Genomic DNA, 17,383 nt, shown 5'->3' with positions numbered 1-17,383 from the left:
GGTTTGAACTCGGCTTGATCGGAACGTTCATTGCGTAACAGTTGAATCCCGGTTTGCCCCGTCATATCCGGGCCGAGAATAGACGAGGTATTGAGCTTGTACACGGTACATCCCCTGACTGGTTGTGTTTCGATCCTGGCAGCAACCCTGGCGCTGCTGCCAGGGGCTGCTGCCGGTCAGAAGTCTGCGGCGACCGACTTGCTCGATCTGAGCATTGAAGAACTCAGCGAGATCAAGGTCACCTCGGCCTCGCGCCGCCCCGAGCTTCTGGCGGAAACGGCCGCCGCCGTGTTCGTGATTACCAGCGAGGATATCCGCCGTTCCGGCGCCACGCGGCTTCCCGAAGTGCTGCGCCTCGCTCCGGGCCTGCACGTGGCTCAACTGAGCGCCCGCCGCTGGGCTGTGACGGCGCGGGGCTTCAACGGCGAATTTGCCAACAAGCTCCTGGTGCTGATGGACGGCCGGAGCATCTACACACCCGTGCATTCCGGCGTCAACTGGGATCTTCGCGACCTGGTGCTCGAGGACGTGGAGCGGATAGAAGTCATCCGTGGCCCCGGAGCCGCGCAATGGGGCGCCAACGCGGTGAATGGAGTCATCAACATCATCACCAAATCCGCCCACGAAACGCGAGGGGGGCACGCGGCTGTTATTGGCGGCACGGAACTTGGCTCGGTGGTTACCCGTTGGGGTGGCCGGCTGGGGCAAACGGGAAGCTATCGCATCTTTGCCAAGTACACCGACCGCGATGACTCGGTCACTTCATCGGGGGAGGATGCCGAGGACGCATGGCGGCATGGGCGAGTCGGTTTTCGGGCCGACTGGGAGCCCGCACAGAATGATACCTTGATGCTGCAGGGCGATCTCTATGAGGCGGACGTCAACCGTCTTTTCCCTGCGGTTTCCGCGCCGGAGCCACCCTACCTGCGAGCCGCGCGATTGGATAACCGTGCCCGCGGCGGTCACGTTCTGGGTCGCTGGAGCCGGGCGGTTGACCGCGACAATGAATTTTCCGTGCAGAGTTACCTGGACTGGTACGAGGCCAACCCCTTGCAGGCCGAAGAGCAGGTTCTCACCGTCGACCTGGATTTCCAGCATCGTTTTCGAACTCACGAGCGCCACCAGGTTGTCTGGGGGTTGGGGTACCGGCACATTCGGGATGACTTCGCGAACACCTTCACTGTGGCGTTCGAACCCGCCGAGCGGAGCTACGAGATCTACAGCGCCTTTGTGCAGGATACCATCGCCCTGACCGATGACCTGGCCGTTACTCTTGGCGCGAAGTTCGAGCATAACGATTACACGGGTGAGGAGTTTCAACCTTCCGTGCAATTGGCCTGGACGCCCGATGCACGGTATACGGTGTGGGGCTCCGTGTCGCGGGCGGCACGCACTCCAAGCCGGGCCGAGAGCGACATTCGGCTGACGGTACTCGATCCTGCCGGTACGACAGAAACCCGGTATCTGGGTGAAAGTGAGCTGGACGCGGAAGAGCTCGTGGCCCAGGAGCTCGGCTATCGGGTCTCCCCCCACGAGGGCCTGTATCTGGATTTCACCGCGTTTCGGCACGAGTACGAAGAGATAATCACTACACGGGTGGGCACCCCCTTTGTGGACCCGGCGGCGCCAGGCCGCCTGGTCGTTCCGGCCAGTTTCGCCAATGGGGTCAATGGTACCGTCAGGGGCGTGGAGATTGCGGCCCGCTGGCAAGTGCTTCCCGGGTGGCGTCTCGCTCTTGCCCAGAGTTACCTGGATCTTGACCTGGACGCGGAGCCTCAGGTGACCCCGGGGTCCGACGCCAGTGAAAACGCTGCGCCTCAGTACAAAACGAGCCTGTTCTCGCGACTGGATCTGGCGCCGAAGTGGCAATTGGATGGGTGGCTCCGCTACGTGGACCGGCTGCACGGGCCGGACATCCCCGGCTACACGGAACTGAACCTGCGATTGGGCTGGCAGCCGCGCCCGGAGGTGGGGTTGAGTCTGGTGGGAGAAAACCTTCTGGATTCCCAGCATCTGGAGTACAGGGACGTGGGCCTGGAAATCGAGCGAGCAGTCTTTCTGCGGCTGGACTGGAAGTTCTGACGACCCGGAGGGCGCACCGGCACAACGATGAGTACTCAGGGCAGCGCGAATTCCGCGTAAAGAGCGCAGTGGTCCGACAGATTTTGCCAATGGTCATCGACCAGTCGGCTCACATCCACCACATCCAGTCCACGGTAGTAAATTCGATCCAACTGGAGCATGGGCATGGCTGCGGGAAAGGTACGAGCCGGTTTGCCGCGCATCTCCCGGAAAGCCTCCTTTACACCCAGGCGATCATAGAGCTTGCGGTCCACCGCACACTTCCAGTCATTGAAGTCTCCTGCGATGATCACCGGCGCATCCGCAGGAACCTGGGCTTCCACCGTGTCGATTAAAGTTTGCAGCTGGAACCGGCGTTCGAAGCCCAGCAAGCCAAGATGCATGCAGAACACGTGCAGGTGTTTGCCGACAACCCCGTGCAGAATGCCGCGGCGGGAATATCTGAACCTGCTGACATCGGTGTTTTCCCAGTAGCTGAACGGCAACTTACAGAGGATGGCGTTGCCGTGATGGCCATGCTGGTAGATGGAGTTTTTGCCGTAAGCGAAGTGGGGCCAGATCTCGTCGGCGAGAAATTCAAACTGCGCACCGGGGATCCAGTTCTGGTGCTTGCGGCTGGGCTCGTGATTGCCCATCACTTCCTGCAGAAACACAAGCTCGGCATTGACCGTGCGAATCGCATGTCGGATTTCTTCAAGAATAAAACGGGAGTTATTGAGACTGAAGCCCTTGTGAATGTTATAGGAAAGGATTCGCAGCCGATCGACCTCGATCCTGGTACCGGAACCCGAAGCGCCTTCCGTCGTGGTCGTTTCGCTATCGGCATTGTTGTTTACTGCAAATCGCATTCGCCGCTCCTCGGTTGTACTCACGTTACCGGGTCAGTATAGCTTATAGCCAGTAGCGGATAAGCCACGGGATCCAGCCCAGCAGGCGCCGTTTTCCCATCAGCTTCACATGTTCGGCTGTGACTTCCCGGGATGAGCTCTGGTCGTTCAGAAATGTGCTCTCCGCAGCGCGCAGGGTATGCGTGCTGCCCATCACTATGTCGAACTCCAGGTCGTGTAACAAACTGCGGTGATTGAGATTGGTGCTGCCGAGCAGGCAGAAGTCATCGGCGAGCATCAGCTTGCCGTGCAGGATCGAAGGCAGGTACTCGAATATGCGTACCCCATGGCGGATCAGTTCGTCGTAATACGTGGAGGTGAGCAGAGGGAAGAATTCCAGATCCGATGTATAGGGGACAACGATGCGCACATCTGCGCCCCGGGCGCTGGCTTCCAACAGGGCGCGGATGATCTTGCGGGTGGGAGAAAAGTAGGGATTGACGATCCACACCCGGCGGCTCGCATTGGCGATGCGCGTCGCCAGCAGCCGATTCTTGCGCTGCCGGGCAAGTTCGGTGACATTGTTCCAGTAATGGCTGAACAGGCCGCGCCCCACCCGGGGACGACGGTAGGCCCAGAAATCGTCAAAGGTGTCCGCCACGGCCTTCACGCTGGGGCCGCTGACCATGGCGCCGAAATCATGCCAGCCCTTGCCGCCGCGGTGCTCACTCAGATGGTCTGAGGTGACGTTCTGGCTGCCGCACCAGAGTGTGAAGTTGTCCACGATGCAGATCTTGGCGTGCTGCCGCTGATTGATCCTGAGCAGACTCAGGAAAAAGCTGCCGAGCCAGCTGGTGTGGCGCAGGGCGCGGCGATAGCTCTTCCGCTGCCAAGGCAGTGGATGAAAAATGCGCACCGGAATGTTTGCCTTTTCCAGCCTGCTTGCGATCTTGTCGGCAGCCTCCATTGCCCCGACACCGTCATACACCACTCGAACATTCACGCCCCGTTCCCGGGCTCGCCTGAGATGGCGGATCATCTCCCGCCCCAGCCCGTCGAGCTGAAAAATGTAGGTGGCCAGCAGAATGCTTTCGCGGGCGCGGTCGATGGATGCAAACAGCGCGTCGAAATAGAGATCGTTTTCGGAGAACAGCTGTTCGTCGACCCAGGCGTAGTCTTCCCAGACGACTCGCGGCCCGGCGGCAGTCAAGCGTTGCATGCGTGACTCAGGTGTCCGGGGCGTGGGAAGGGAAAATCGGGTGAGGTGCCACCCAGGTGGTTGATGCGCTGATGAGGATCAACTTCCAAAAAATGTGTCCCCTGCTGATCAAGTGAGGGCCTCCAGGTTCGCTGGGTCGAATCTACCGCCGTCCAAGGGTGCGCGGGCTGAGGGTGGCGGGTATAATCGCGCCATGTCTATGCGCCCCCTCGAAGTTCTGCAGAACACCTTCGGCTATCAAGCCTTCCGACCGCCCCAGGAGGAAATTATCTCCGCACTGATGGCCGGTCGTGACGCGCTGGTCCTCATGCCCACCGGGGGCGGTAAATCCCTCTGCTACCAGATTCCGTCCCTTCTGCGGGACGGCGTCGGGGTTGTCATATCGCCCCTGATCGCGCTGATGCAGGACCAGGTCAGCGCGCTCCGGCAACTGGGCCTGCGCGCCAGCTATCTCAATTCTACCTTGAATCCCCAGGAAATGCGGGCGGTGGAGCGGGACCTGCGGGCGGGGGTGCTGGACCTGCTGTATGTGGCCCCTGAGCGGTTGACCCAGGATTATCTGCTGTCCCTGCTCGATGATGCGCCCATTGCGCTCTTTGCCATTGACGAGGCGCACTGCGTCTCCCAGTGGGGGCACGATTTCCGGGCCGATTATCTGCAACTCAGCCTGCTTCACCGGCGCTATCCGCAGGTGCCGCGCATTGCCCTCACCGCAACCGCGGACGAGCGCACCCGCCAGGAGATCATCAGCCGCCTCGACTTGGGTGAAGCGGACCATTATGTCAGTGGCTTCGACCGGCCCAATATCCAGTACCGGGTCACTGAGAAGAACAACGCCCGTCAGCAGCTGCTGGGCTTTTTGCGCCGCGAGCACCCGCGGGATGCGGGCATCGTTTACTGCATGTCCCGAAAGAAGGTAGAGCAGACAGCCGACTGGCTTTGCCAGCAGGGCTTCAACGCCCTGCCATATCACGCGGGACTGGACCCCTCGGTGCGGGAATCCAACCAGGAGCGCTTCCTGCGGGAGGAGGGCGTCATCGTGGTCGCCACCATTGCCTTTGGTATGGGCATCGATAAGCCGGACGTGCGCTTCGTCGCCCATCTGGATCTGCCCAAGAATCTGGAGGCCTATTATCAGGAGACGGGCCGGGCCGGGCGCGACGGTCTGCCCGCCACAGCCTGGATGACCTACGGCATGCAGGACGTCATTATGCTGCGCCAGATGCTGGAATCGTCCCAGGGCACCGAGGAGCACAAACGCGCAGAGCGCAGCAAGCTCGAGGCCATGCTCGGCTTTTGCGAGATTTCAAGCTGTCGCCGTCAGGCGCTGCTGCGTTATTTCGGCGAGGATGCTCATGAACCCTGTGGAAATTGCGACACCTGCCTGGAGCCGGTACAGACCTGGGATGCGTCCGAGGCCGCGCAGAAGGCCATGAGTTGCGTGTACCGCAGCGGTCAGCGCTTTGGCGTCGGGCACCTGCTCGACATATTGCAGGGAAAGGAAACCGCGAAAGTAACCCAGTTTGGTCATCAGAATCTGTCCACTTTCGGCATCGGCAAGGAGTTCAACGACGCCCGCTGGCGATCCGTTTTCCGGCAATTGGTGGCCAGAGGCTATCTGAGCGTCGACGTGAGTGGCTTTGGTTCTCTGCTGCTCACCGAAAAGGCGCGTCCGGTGCTGCGGGGTGAGGAAAAACTTCTGCTTCGTCAGGAGCGTGAAAAATCCGCCGCTGCCATGGAAAAAATGAGCCGCGGTAAGCTTGTGCCCCGCAATGAAGAGGATCGAGCTCTCTGGCAAGCCCTGCGAGACCTGCGCAACCGCCTCGCCAAGGAACAGGGCGTTCCGCCCTACGTCATTTTTCACGATACCACCCTCATGGAACTGCTGCAGGCGCGGCCGCGCAATCACGACGAGTTCGCTGCCATCAGTGGTGTCGGCGAAGCAAAACTGCGCCGCTACGGGGACACTTTTATCGCGTTGATCGCGGAGCATGATTCCCAGGGACCGGCAGAGGAAGAACAACGGGTTCCGACAGTTCCGCAGTCCCGGCCGCTGGAGCCGCAGCAGATTGTTGCCCTGCTGGAAAAGGGCGCGTCCCCCCGGGAGATTGCCGCGGCCAACGCTTTGGACCCGAATGCCATTCACATGCAGCTCAGCGAGCTGATTGCCACGGGTCAGGTGGACATCTCCCAGGCTGTGGAACTCAGTGAGGACGCAATCAATCAGATCATGGACCTGCTGACGGTCCACGCCGAAGACGATGATCGCCTGCCCCTGGAGCCGGTTCACGAACATTTCGCGGGGCTCTATTCCCTCGGCGAGCTCGCCTGCGTGCGCGCGGCGCTCAAGCGTTCACTCAATCTGACACTCTCCTGACCCATGCGCACTGGATCGAACCCTTGGCTGACCGTGACCTATTCGATTCTGCTTGGGGTGGCGCTTCTCCTGCAGATCTCTAATCCGGCGCGCGCCGCGGAGCCAGCGTCTGACGCGGAGCAGCGTGACGGCCTGCGGTTCGTCGAGTGCTGGTTCCCGGTTCCCGCCGATGTGGAGGTGGACTGTGCCGAGATGCGCACGGATCCCCAGCGGGGCGGCTACACACTGCCGGTGGTGATCTTTCGTGACCGGTCCGAAGACCATCAGAATGATCCATTGATATACCTCTCCGGCGGACCGGGGAATTCGAGTTTTCTCGACAGTAACGGAATCGACCACTGGTTCTACTGGGCGGAGATCGCCAACCTGTCCCGGGACCTGATTCTCGTGGACCAGCGAGGAACGGGGCTCAGCAAGCCCCAGTTCAACTGCCGCGCCTACGAGAGCCACGTGCGAAAAATCCTGCGCCAGAATCTCAGCCTTCAGGAAGAACACCGGGCCACGCTGGCAGCCGTGGAGGAATGCATTGGTCTGATGAAGGTGGCGGGCCATTCCCTGGCCGACTTTTCCACCACCCAAAGCGCCCAGGACATGAACGAACTCATGCTGGCTCTGGGTTACCGGCACTGGAACGTCATGGGCGGATCCTACGGCACCCGGCTGGCTCTTGATTGGTTGCGACTGCCGGATCAGCGGATACGGGCCCTGGTTCTGGACTCAGTCTACCCCCTGGACAAAGGGTCCATTGCTGAATGGCCAGCCTTGTTGCATGACAGCTTCAGCTATTTCTGGCAAGCCTGTGCAGAGGGGAGCCTGTGTCCGGAGGGTGAGTCGAAGCGCGACCTGGAGACAGACTTCTGGCGAGCCATGGCTGTGCTGAAGGAGGAACCCCGCAGCCTGACCGTGCCGCTCTGGGAGGGCGGCTGGCCCCTTAAAGTGGTCGTCAATGACCATCGCTTTCTGGGCATGATCTATACGGCCCTTTACGACAACACCCTTCACGAGGACGTTCTACTGGCCATTGACGAAGTCCTGAAGGGCGGAACGGAAGCCCTGAAGAAGCTGGCGCAGCATTCGGTCAACAGCGAGCTGGCGCCGGACTTCAATGCACTGGTTTATCTGGCGGTGGATTGTTCCGAATCCGTGGTGGTCAGCCGCGAAGATTTCGAGGCGGTGCGACGTCTTTATCCAAAATGGTCCGCCTACACGGAATACGCCTGGCGCTACGACATGTGCCGACCGATTCCCCGGCGCAGCGACTTGCAGCAGTTCAAAAAGCCTGTGAAAAGCGATATGCCGGTGCTGATTCTCTCGGGTGGTTTCGATCCGGTCACCCCCGCAGCCTGGGCGCGGGAGGTGGCAGACCGTCTGCCGAACAGTCAGCACTGGCACCTGCCGAATCTCGGCCATGGAGTTGTGGCCGGCAGCGCTTGTGTTCATCAGGCCTTCCGTTCGTTTCTGGATGCACCCCTTGAAGAACACCCGATGCCCTGCGACAAAGGTGCGCTGCAGTGATCCACGTTGGCGTGGCCGGGCACTGATGGCGCTGGTCTGGCAAAAACGGGCGGCGGGTCGCGTGTATGAGGTTCGCCGGGCGGGGCGAAGTCTGCGCCTGTACACCAACGGCACTTTTCACAGCCAGTATCATCCAGACCGGCTACTCGACGGCAGCATCTGGGATCTGCTGGTGCTGCCTGCTCTCTTGCAGCCCCATTGCATTCAGCGGGTTCTGGTACTGGGAGTCGGCGGCGGGGCGGTTATTCGCCGGCTGGAACGCTTCCTCGGTCCGGTGGAGTTTTGTGGGGTGGAACTTGACCCGGTACACCTCACCGTGGCCCGGCGTCACTTCGGTTTGCGGGATCGGGAACACGTGACCCTGGTTGAGGCGGATGCGGTAGCCTGGCTAAGCCGATACCGAGGCAAACCCTTCGATCTGATTGTGGACGACCTGTTCGTGGAGAATGGTGGAGACCCCACGCGGGCGGTGAATGTGGGCAAGGCCTGGGCGGACGCGCTGTGCAAACACCTCAGTCCGCAGGGCTTGCTGGTCCTGAATTTCGAATCCGCGATGGCGTTGCGGCGGTGTGCGCTGAACGAGCGGCTGCGATCCGGATGGTTTCAATCCGCGTACAGTTTGTCGGTGCCCGGCTACGACAACCGGATCGGTGCGTTTTTCCGTTCCGCAGTGTCGCGCGCCGACCTTTCCAGCAGCTTGCGCGAGGCGGAGAGCCGGCTGGGCAGGAATGCCACCCGCGGACTCCGAGCGCGTTTGCGAAAGATTCGCACCTGATGCCGGCAACTTCAGCTGGCGGCCAGTGCAAAAACCTTGAATCCGTCCTGATGGGCCAGCAATTTCACCTGAGCGAAGTGATCGGCGGCCAGGCGCTCCAGGGGAACAAACTGATTGACCACAAATAGCGCTTTCCCCTCCGGTGCCAGGAGCCGTCGCGTCTGCTGGATAAACTTCCGGGACAAGTCCTCGCTCACTGAAAAACCCTGGTGAAAGGGCGGGTTGCATAGAATCAATTCGAAGGGCCCGGGGATTTCGGCGGCACAGTCGTCGGGGACGATGTTCACTGCCAGCGCACTGTCCGCAAAGTTTTTCCCGGCGGCCATCAGGGCGGTCACGTTGTTATCGGTAGCCACCCGCTCCAAGAAAGGCAGATCGCGGGTGGTCAGCAGCAGGTAGCCCCAGCCGCAGCCCAGATCCAGCACACGGCTGCGGAGGTTGAAAGCGCGCTCATTCTCCCGCAGAACCTCCACCAGCAGCTCGCTGCCGCGGTCGATTTTGTTCCAGCCGAAGATTCCGGGCTTGCTGTAAAACTCGAGGTTCGTGGACTGAACCTTTCGCAGCTCGGGATAATTCTCGCACGGTAGGGTCGTGCCCGTAGGGTGGCTGTGAAGCAGGGCGGTGTAACAGGTTCCGTGTTTTCGGGTTGCCGGAGTGCTGCCGAGAACCTCGCCGGCCTTGCGTCCGTAGTTTTTGATCCCGTCGTTCTTCTGACCGATCAGCAGCAGGGTTCCATCTGTCTTCAGCAGCCGTGCGGCACTGTTGAGGCAATGGTGGACCAGGGCTCTTTCCTTGGACACCCGGTAGATGATGTGATCGAAACTGAACCGGTCGAAGTCGAACAGGAAATCGTCAAGCTCGCAGTTCAGGCCCCGCTTGCGAAGTGTCTTGAACAGGTCCACCCGATTTGTAGCTGCGTACAATTCCGGACGGGGCAGCACAGCGTGGACATCGCCGGCGCTAAGGTTTTCATCGAGAATCCACAACGTCCGACCTTGGGACCGGTGCAGGGCGTCCAGCAATAATGGCAGGCAGAAGTCGTTCACGGGACGCTCGCGATTTCCTGGTCGGAAAGTGGCCGGTACCTACCCTTGGGGAGGTCGTCGTCCAGGTGAATCTCGCCGATTCGGTTGCGGTGCAGGGCCAGCACTGCGTTGCCCGTGGCGGCGAACATGCGTTTGACCTGGTGATAGCGGCCTTCGTAGAGGGTGATTTCCGCACGGCGGTGTGGAAGGGGTTTGAGCTCCGCCGGCAAGGTGGGACGGCTTTCGCTGCGCAACATTATGCCTCGTGCAAAGGCCTCGATGTCTTCCTGCTCAACCGAGCGGTGCAGTTCGGCCACATAGGTCTTCGGGTGCTGATGGCGGGGCGAGGTGAGCCGGTGGATCCACTGGCCATCGTTGCTGAGCAGTACCAGGCCTGTGGTATCGCGGTCCAGGCGCCCGGCAATGGACAGCTCCTTCCGTTGCGGGTCGGAAAGATCCTTCAGCAAGTCGATCACGGTGGGGTGTTCGCTGTCCGTAGTGGCTGACACATACCCCTCCGGTTTGTGCAGCATCAGATAAAGCGGGCCGGGCAGGCGCAGGGGCTCGCCGTGAAGGACAACTGTGTCGCTGTCGTCCACCTCGCATTTCGGATCGGTGATCGCCACATTGTTGACCAGCACCGCGGCACCTTTTATGGCCCGGCGGCTGGCGGAGCGGGTCAGCCCGCTGGCATGGCTGAGGAACTTGTCCAGTCGCATCGACCGATTCTGCCCGGAATCCAGTTAATCGAGAATGGTCTTTTCCCCGGACTCCACTGTTTGGTAAATAAGGGTGTTGATGGTCATGGGACCGACGCCGCCCGGAACCGGCGTATAGGCGCTAACGCGGTCCTTCAGGGGTTCCAGTTCGATATCGCCGACCCGCCCCGCATCGGGGTGAAAACCTGCGTCCACTACCACGGCGCCGTTCTTGATCCACTCGGCCTTGATCAGTTCCGGCCGCCCGACCGCACCCACAACAATGTCCGCCTGGCGAATCAGGGCGGGGAGGTCCTGAGTGCGGGAGTGGCAGATGGTCACGGTGGCGTTGGCGTTGAGCAGCATCATCGCCATGGGCTTACCCAGGATGGGGCTGCGGCCGACCACCACCGCGTGCTTGCCCTGCAGTGGGATGTTGTAGGCTTCCAGCAGGCGCATGATGCCCTTGGGGGTTGCGCTGCCATAGGCGGGCAGCCCCATGGACATACGACCGAAGCCCAGGTGGGTCACGCCGTCCACATCCTTGGTGATGTCGATGGCGTTGAAGCAAGCCGCTTCGTCGATCTGGGAGGGAACCGGGTGCTGCAGGAGGATGCCGTGAACATTGGGATCGGCATTGAGCTCGGCAATTTTGTCCAGTAATTGCTGTGTGGTGGTCTCGGTGGGCAGTTCCACCTTCAGAGAGTCCATGCCCACGCGCTGGCACGCGTTGCCCTTCATGCGCACATAGGTGGCGGAAGCGGGATCGTCGCCAACCAGAATAGTAGCGAGAATCGGGGTTTGGCCGCCGCTTTGATCTTTCAGCCGCTTGACCCGCTCGGCGAGTTCCTGCTCGGTTTTCTGTGCCAGAGCCTTTCCGTCCAGAACCAGTGCTGCCATGATGTGTCGTTCTCCTGAGCCTGCATGAGGGCGCGTATTGTCCCATAGTCCGGGAGAGCCGTCACGGCTGAAACGGTAAGAAGGAGGAGGAATCCATTGACGCTATGGGTACGCGCCGGTATCATCCGCACCTCTTGAAATTCGGCCATTTCTGGCGATTCGGAGTGTAGCGCAGTTTGGTAGCGCGCCTGCTTTGGGAGCAGGATGTCGGGGGTTCGAATCCCTCCACTCCGACCAGAGTTTCAGCCGCTCAGGATGATGCGAATCATCCTGTCGGGAAGGTAGAAAGCTGAGTACAGCGGTATCGATTTGAGCGCCCGTAGCTCAGCTGGATAGAGCAACGGCCTTCTAAGCCGTGGGTCACAGGTTCGACAAATTCGCAGGAGCGAATTTGGACAGCGCCACGCAGTGGGGCTGCCCCGAAGGGGTGAGCATCAGGATGATGCGAATCAATCCTGTCGGGAAGGTAAAAAGCTGAGTACAGCGGTATCGATTTTGAGCGCCCGTAGCTCAGCTGGATAGAGCAACGGCCTTCTAAGCCGTGGGTCACAGGTTCGAATCCTGTCGGGCGTGCCATTCACTCCCAGAAATATTGTAGAATAGTGCGGTCGCAATGATCGCGGCACCATCTTCGCAATGCGCAATGGTGGCTGTAGCTCAGTTGGTAGAGCCCTGGATTGTGATTCCAGTCGTCGCGGGTTCAAGTCCCGTCAGCCACCCCATCTCTCTCTTTTCAGCACCTCAGCTCCCCGTAAGCCCAGATTCCGCGCCGTGCGCAGATGTGCTCGTACGCGTGTGTTCGCGCTCGATCTTCCAGCCAAAAAAAAGGGCAGCCAATTGGCTGCCCTCATCGCAAAACTGCGAAACTTTTAGAACTGGTTCATGGTGTTGTTGTCACCAGAGGCCTTCAGAGCGGCTTCACCGGCGAAGTACTCCTTGTGGTCGTCGCCCATGTTGGATCCAGCCATGTCCTGGTGCTTCACGCAAGCCAGACCCTGGCGGATTTCCTTGCGCTGAACGCCTTCCACGTAGGCCAGCATGCCTTCGTCCGCGAAGTAGCCCTTGGCCAGGTTGTCTGTGGACAGGGCCGCAGTGTGGTAAGTGGGCAGAGTGATCAGGTGGTGGAAAATGCCCGCTTCGCGAGAGGCGTCTCGTTGGAAGCTACGGATCTTCTCGTCGGCTTCACGGGACAATTCGCTGTCGTCGTACTCGGCACTCATCAGGTTGTCGCGGTTGTAGGCGGATACGTCCTTGCCTTCGGTCTGCCATGCGTCGAACACTTGCTGACGGAAGTTCAGGGTCCAGTTGAAGGACGGAGAGTTGTTGTAGACCAGCTTCGCGTTGGGCACGACTTCGCGGATGCGGTTCACCATGGCCGCGATCTGGCCGACGTGGGGCTTCTCGGTTTCGATCCACAGCAGGTCGGCGCCGTTTTGCAGCGAGGTGATGCAGTCCAGAACCACGCGGTCTTCACCGGTACCCTGACGGAATTGGAACAGGCCACTGGCCAGGCGCTTGGGCTTGAGCAGCTTGCCATTGGCCTTCACGACCACGTCGCCGTTTTCAATGTCGTCAGCGCTGTTGACGTAGTCGCCGTCCAGGAAGCTGTTGTACAGGTCGCCCAAATCGCCGGGTTCGTTGGTAACAGCGATCTGCTTGGTGAGGCCGGCGCCCAGTGAGTCGGTACGGGCTACAATTACGCCATCATCAACGCCCAGTTCGAGGAAGGCGTAGCGGACTGCGTTGATCTTGGCCAGGAAGTCTGCGTGGGGAACAGTAACTTTGCCGTCCTGGTGACCACACTGCTTCTCGTCGGATACCTGGTTCTCGATCTGGATGCAGCAGGCACCCGCTTCGATCATCTTCTTGGCCAGCAGGTACGTGGCTTCTTCGTTACCGAAGCCGGCGTCGATGTCGGCAATGATCGGTACAACGTGGGTTTCGAAGTTGTCGATCTTGTTCAGAAGCTCGGTTTCCCGGGCCTTGTCGCCGGCAGCGCGGGCCTGGTCCAGTTCACGGAACAGATGGTTCAGTTCGCGGGCATCGGCCTGCTTGAGGAAGGTGTAGAGCTCTTCAATCAGCGCCGGAACAGAAGTCTTCTCGTGCATGCTCTGGTCGGGCAGGGGGCCGAACTCGGAGCGCAGAGCCGCAACCATCCAGCCGGAGAGGTAGAGGTAGCGCTTCTTGGTCGTGGTAAGGTGCTTCTTGATGGAGATCAGCTTCTGCTGACCGATGAAGCCGTGCCAGCAGCCCAGGGATTGAGTGTACTGAGCGGGGTCCGCATCATACTCGGCCATGTCCTGGCGCATGATCTTGGCGGTATAGCGAGCGATGTCCAGGCCGGTGTGGAAGCGGTTCTGGGCGCGCATGCGGGCCGCATATTCAGGCTTGATCGCATTCCAGGTCTTGTTCGCTTGCACCAGGCTGCTAAGCGCGTCGATCTCTTTCAAATACTCTGACATAGCTTGGTCCTTTAGGGCTTGAGGTTGATTCCAAGGGCAAAAATTTGAGTTGAGGGAGTGTATTAACTGTGCGAAGATTTAGCTAATTTATACTTTTTATCTTCAGTATTATCAGAGTGAATTCAGAACCGGTTTCGTTGGCCTCCATTTTCTTCCCCTCGGCAAGTCCATCTGCATGAATATCAATCGCATTGATCTCAACCTCCTCGTTTACCTGGACGTTCTGCTCCGCGAGCGAAATGTCACCAAAGCCGCCAACCAGCTCGGCATCAGTCAGCCCGCCATGAGCAATGGGCTGCGTCGGCTGCGCCAGTTGTTCGACGACCCTTTGCTGGTGCGCACCAGTGAAGGAATGACGCCCACGGAACGGGCCACCGAACTGGCGCCCCTGGTGCGCGACGTACTGGTGGACATCGAGAAAGCCGTGCAACCCAAGTCCGCATTCGAGCCAGGCAGAGGCGAGCGGGTATTTCGGATCATGGCCAGTGACTACACGGAGTCGACTCTGATCCCCCCTTTATTGACGGAGCTGCGGGAAACCGCTCCGGGGGTGAGCCTGGACATCCTTACCCCAAGCGACGTGAGCTTTCTGGACGTGGAGCAGGGCAGGGTGGACATGGTCATCAATCGCTTTGACAGCATGCCCCAGTCCTTCCACCAGAATACCGTTTGGGAGGATCAGTACGTCTGCCTGATGAGTGTCGATAACCCGGTGCTCGAGAACTTTGACCTGGAGGCTTATCTGGGCGCCCACCATGTCTGGGTCAGCAAGACCGGTATGGGGGTCGGGGTCGGAATCAACCCCAAGGATGAGCAACGCCTGGGATGGGTGGACGAGGCCCTTCGCAAGCAGGGCCGCAAGCGGCGGATTTCCGTCTTCACTCGCCACTATCAGGCGGCCATGCTGCTTGCGGAACAGAAGGATCTGGTCGTCACCATTCCCAGCAAGGCGGCCGAACTGCAGCGGGACAACCCGCGGGTGGTGGTACAGCCGACGCCATTCGAGGTGCCGGCCTTTGAGTTGAAAATGGCCTGGAGCCCGCTCCTGCAGCACAACCCGGCCCACCAGTGGATGCGCCGCCTGATCATGCGGGTGGCCAAAACCATCTAGGCAAATGCCACTGCGGCACAGCCCCGTGCGCGTGTTGGAGATCAGCAGAATTCATCACGCTGATAGCGGTCATTAAGTCCAGTAGCTGGCGAAATAGTCCTTGAGCCGATAGTATCCCGACCCGCTCCGGCGGGCCGGTCGCGTGCCTGGACCAACCCCGCTCCCACTCATCGAACGAACGCATAAGGTAGATGGACATGACAGATCGCATCCAAATCGGTGGTTTGCAGGTTGCTCGACAACTGGCGGACTTCGTCAACACGGAAGTGCTTCCGAAATTGGGCCTGGAAGAAGGCCGCTTCTGGACCGAGTTCGAAGCGATCGTCAACGAACTGTCACCGGAAAACACGGCTCTGCTGAAGAAGCGTGACGAGATCCAGGCCAGGATCGATGCCTGGCACAAGGCGAACCCCGGGCCGGTGGACCCGGCCGCCTACAAGGCCTTCCTGCAGGAGATTGGCTACCTGGTTCCGGAAGGTGAGGACTTTCAGGTCAGTACAGCCAATGTGGATACGGAAATCGCCGAACAGGCAGGTCCGCAATTGGTGGTACCGGTCAAGAACGCCCGCTTCGCGCTCAATGCCTCCAACGCTCGCTGGGGCAGTTTGTATGACGCCCTTTATGGTACCGATGCCATTTCCGAAGACGACGGAGCGACCCGTGCCGGCGGCTACAATCCCGTTCGCGGTGACAAGGTCATCGCCTTTGCCCGCAACTTTCTCGACGAGGCCGCGCCCCTTGCGGACGGCAGCCATCGGGACGTGCGCAGCTACAGCGTGGAAAATGGCCAGCTGAAGATGACCCTTGCCGAAGGCAGCACTGCTTTGGCCAATCCCGAAAAGTTCGTGGGCTACACGGGCGCGGCTGACCAGCCCGATTCCATTCTGCTCAAGAACAACGGCCTGCACATTGAAATCCAGATCGATCCCTCCTCGCCCATCGGTCAGACTGACACGGCTGGCGTCAAGGATGTGATTCTGGAAGCGGCCGTAACCACCATCCAGGATTGCGAGGATTCCATCGCCGCAGTGGACGCGGAAGACAAGGTGGAGGTGTACCGAAACTGGCTGGGCCTGATTAACGGTGACCTGGAAGAAACCTTCAACAAGGGCGGGCAGGCCATGACCCGTCGCCTGAACGAGGACCGGCCCTTCACCGCACCGGACGGCAGCGCATTCACCTTGCATGGTCGCAGCCTGTTGTTCGTGCGCAACGTGGGCCACCTGATGCGCAACGAGGCCATCATCGACAGCCAGGGCGAGGAGATCTACGAAGGCATCATGGATGCGGTGATCACCAGCGCCATCGCCATTGTCGACGTGCGCAAGACCAACAAGCTGGGCAACAGCCGCAACGGCAACATCTACATCGTGAAGCCGAAGATGCATGGCCCGGAAGAAGTGGCCTTTGCCTGCAAACTCTTCGGCCGCGTGGAGCAGGCCCTGGATCTGCCCGCGAACACCATCAAAGTAGGCATCATGGACGAGGAGCGCCGTACCACGGTCAACTTGAAAGAGTGCATTCGCGCTGCGAAAGAACGGGTCGCCTTCATCAATACCGGCTTTCTCGACCGTACCGGGGACGAGATCCACACCAGCATGGAAGCGGGCCCCATGATCCCCAAATCGGAAATGAAGGGCACCGCGTGGATCAAAGCTTATGAAGACAACAATGTGGACGTAGGCCTGGCCTGCGGGCTGCAGGGCAAGGCCCAGATTGGCAAGGGAATGTGGGCCATGCCGGACCTGATGGCGCGCATGCTGGAAGAGAAGATCGGCCACCCCAGGGCGGGCGCCAACACCGCCTGGGTACCCTCCCCAACGGCGGCAGTGCTCCATGCCATCCACTACCACCAGGTCGACGTGTTCGCCCGGCAGGAAGAACTCAAGCAACGCACGCCCGCCAGTGTCGACGACATCCTGACACTGCCGGTCATGGCCGACCCGTCCCGGCTCAGCGCCGAGGACATCCAGCGTGAACTGGACAACAACGCCCAGGGCATCCTCGGTTATGTGGTCCGCTGGATCGACCAGGGCGTTGGCTGCTCCAAGGTCCCGGACATCAACGACGTGGGCCTGATGGAAGACCGCGCGACCCTGCGGATTTCCAGCCAGCATATTGCCAACTGGCTGCACCACGGCGTCTGCACCTCCGAGCAGGTTCGCGAAACCCTGGAGCGCATGGCCAGGGTAGTGGACCAGCAAAACGCGGGCGATCCGTCGTATCGATCAATGGCTCCGGATTTCGATGGCAGTGTCGCCTTTCAGGCTGCGTGCGACCTGGTGTTCGACGGCACCAGACAGCCCAACGGCTATACCGAGCCGCGGCTGCATGCGCGGCGATTGGAGGCGAAGCACAAAAGCTGCTAGAGAAAAGTATTACAATGCGGGCG

At 60.3% G+C, this 17,383-nt stretch carries 12 protein-coding genes and 3 tRNA genes; 9 read left to right on the top strand and 6 right to left on the bottom strand.

Annotation, left to right across the window (positions count from 1 at the left end; all coding sequences use genetic code 11):
• Nucleotides 1-96: 96 nt before the first annotated feature.
• Nucleotides 97-2,082 carry a TonB-dependent receptor plug domain-containing protein gene (locus tag ACURWW_RS01325; protein WP_445615209.1) on the top strand — a complete coding sequence of 662 codons (1,986 nt, stop codon included), beginning with the start codon at nucleotides 97-99 and terminating at the stop codon, nucleotides 2,080-2,082.
• A gap of 35 nt (nucleotides 2,083-2,117) precedes the next feature.
• Here the strand turns inward: ACURWW_RS01325 and ACURWW_RS01320 are convergent, their stop codons facing one another.
• Nucleotides 2,118-2,930, bottom strand: coding sequence for an endonuclease/exonuclease/phosphatase family protein (locus ACURWW_RS01320; RefSeq protein ID WP_445615208.1), 813 nt, complete (start codon nucleotides 2,928-2,930; stop codon nucleotides 2,118-2,120).
• A gap of 43 nt (nucleotides 2,931-2,973) precedes the next feature.
• A complete protein-coding gene (locus ACURWW_RS01315; protein WP_445615207.1) occupies nucleotides 2,974-4,128 on the bottom strand; it encodes a phospholipase D-like domain-containing protein in 1,155 nt (384 codons plus the stop codon).
• Nucleotides 4,129-4,321: 193 nt separating this feature from the next.
• On the opposite strand from ACURWW_RS01315, the gene recQ reads away from it, so the two are divergent.
• Genes recQ through ACURWW_RS01300 form a run of 3 tightly spaced genes read left to right on the top strand, consistent with a single transcriptional unit; the run spans nucleotide 4,322 to nucleotide 8,795 of the window.
• Complete coding sequence (recQ, locus tag ACURWW_RS01310) at nucleotides 4,322-6,505, top strand: DNA helicase RecQ (protein ID WP_445615206.1); 2,184 nt, start codon at nucleotides 4,322-4,324, stop codon at nucleotides 6,503-6,505.
• 33 nt (nucleotides 6,506-6,538) lie between these two features.
• A complete protein-coding gene (locus ACURWW_RS01305; protein ID WP_445615205.1) occupies nucleotides 6,539-8,020 on the top strand; it encodes an alpha/beta hydrolase in 1,482 nt (493 codons plus the stop codon).
• Complete coding sequence (locus ACURWW_RS01300) at nucleotides 7,977-8,795, top strand: spermidine synthase (protein ID WP_445615204.1); 819 nt, start codon at nucleotides 7,977-7,979, stop codon at nucleotides 8,793-8,795. Before ACURWW_RS01305 ends, ACURWW_RS01300 begins: the two co-directional genes overlap by 44 nt.
• Before the next feature lie 11 nt (nucleotides 8,796-8,806).
• Here ACURWW_RS01300 and ACURWW_RS01295 read toward each other — a convergent pair whose 3' ends face one another.
• Genes ACURWW_RS01295 through folD form a run of 3 tightly spaced genes read right to left on the bottom strand, consistent with a single transcriptional unit; the run spans nucleotide 8,807 to nucleotide 11,418 of the window.
• Nucleotides 8,807-9,841: a class I SAM-dependent methyltransferase gene (locus ACURWW_RS01295; RefSeq protein WP_445615203.1), complete on the bottom strand. Its 1,035-nt coding sequence runs from the start codon at nucleotides 9,839-9,841 to the stop codon at nucleotides 8,807-8,809.
• A complete protein-coding gene (locus tag ACURWW_RS01290) occupies nucleotides 9,838-10,539 on the bottom strand; it encodes a pseudouridine synthase (RefSeq protein WP_445615202.1) in 702 nt (233 codons plus the stop codon). The genes ACURWW_RS01295 and ACURWW_RS01290 overlap by 4 nt, the downstream gene beginning before the upstream one ends.
• 24 nt (nucleotides 10,540-10,563) lie before the next feature.
• On the bottom strand, nucleotides 10,564-11,418 hold the full coding sequence (gene folD, locus ACURWW_RS01285; protein ID WP_445615201.1) for a bifunctional methylenetetrahydrofolate dehydrogenase/methenyltetrahydrofolate cyclohydrolase FolD: 855 nt from the start codon (nucleotides 11,416-11,418) through the stop codon (nucleotides 10,564-10,566).
• 160 nt (nucleotides 11,419-11,578) lie between these two features.
• Here folD and ACURWW_RS01280 point away from each other — a divergent pair.
• From ACURWW_RS01280 to ACURWW_RS01270, 3 genes are all read left to right on the top strand, one after another.
• A tRNA-Pro gene (locus tag ACURWW_RS01280) sits at nucleotides 11,579-11,655 on the top strand.
• Between the two features lie 262 nt (nucleotides 11,656-11,917).
• Nucleotides 11,918-11,994 (top strand) — tRNA-Arg (locus ACURWW_RS01275).
• A 70-nt stretch (nucleotides 11,995-12,064) separates the two neighbouring features.
• Nucleotides 12,065-12,140: transfer RNA gene (locus tag ACURWW_RS01270), tRNA-His, on the top strand.
• A 147-nt stretch (nucleotides 12,141-12,287) separates the two neighbouring features.
• Here ACURWW_RS01270 and ACURWW_RS01265 read toward each other — a convergent pair.
• On the bottom strand, nucleotides 12,288-13,880 hold the full coding sequence (locus ACURWW_RS01265; protein ID WP_445615200.1) for an isocitrate lyase: 1,593 nt from the start codon (nucleotides 13,878-13,880) through the stop codon (nucleotides 12,288-12,290).
• A 175-nt stretch (nucleotides 13,881-14,055) separates the two neighbouring features.
• Here ACURWW_RS01265 and ACURWW_RS01260 point away from each other — a divergent pair, with 175 nt between their 5' ends.
• Nucleotides 14,056-14,991: a LysR family transcriptional regulator gene (locus ACURWW_RS01260; RefSeq protein ID WP_445615199.1), complete on the top strand. Its 936-nt coding sequence runs from the start codon at nucleotides 14,056-14,058 to the stop codon at nucleotides 14,989-14,991.
• Nucleotides 14,992-15,188: 197 nt separating this feature from the next.
• Nucleotides 15,189-17,360: a malate synthase G gene (locus tag ACURWW_RS01255; RefSeq protein WP_445615198.1), complete on the top strand. Its 2,172-nt coding sequence runs from the start codon at nucleotides 15,189-15,191 to the stop codon at nucleotides 17,358-17,360.
• The last annotated feature ends 23 nt before the right edge of the window (nucleotides 17,361-17,383 follow it).

The sequence above is a fragment of the Gilvimarinus sp. F26214L genome (genome assembly GCF_054401055.1).
The sequence above is the reverse complement of the archived record's forward strand: the minus strand, read 5'-3'. Positions and strand labels throughout refer to the sequence as shown.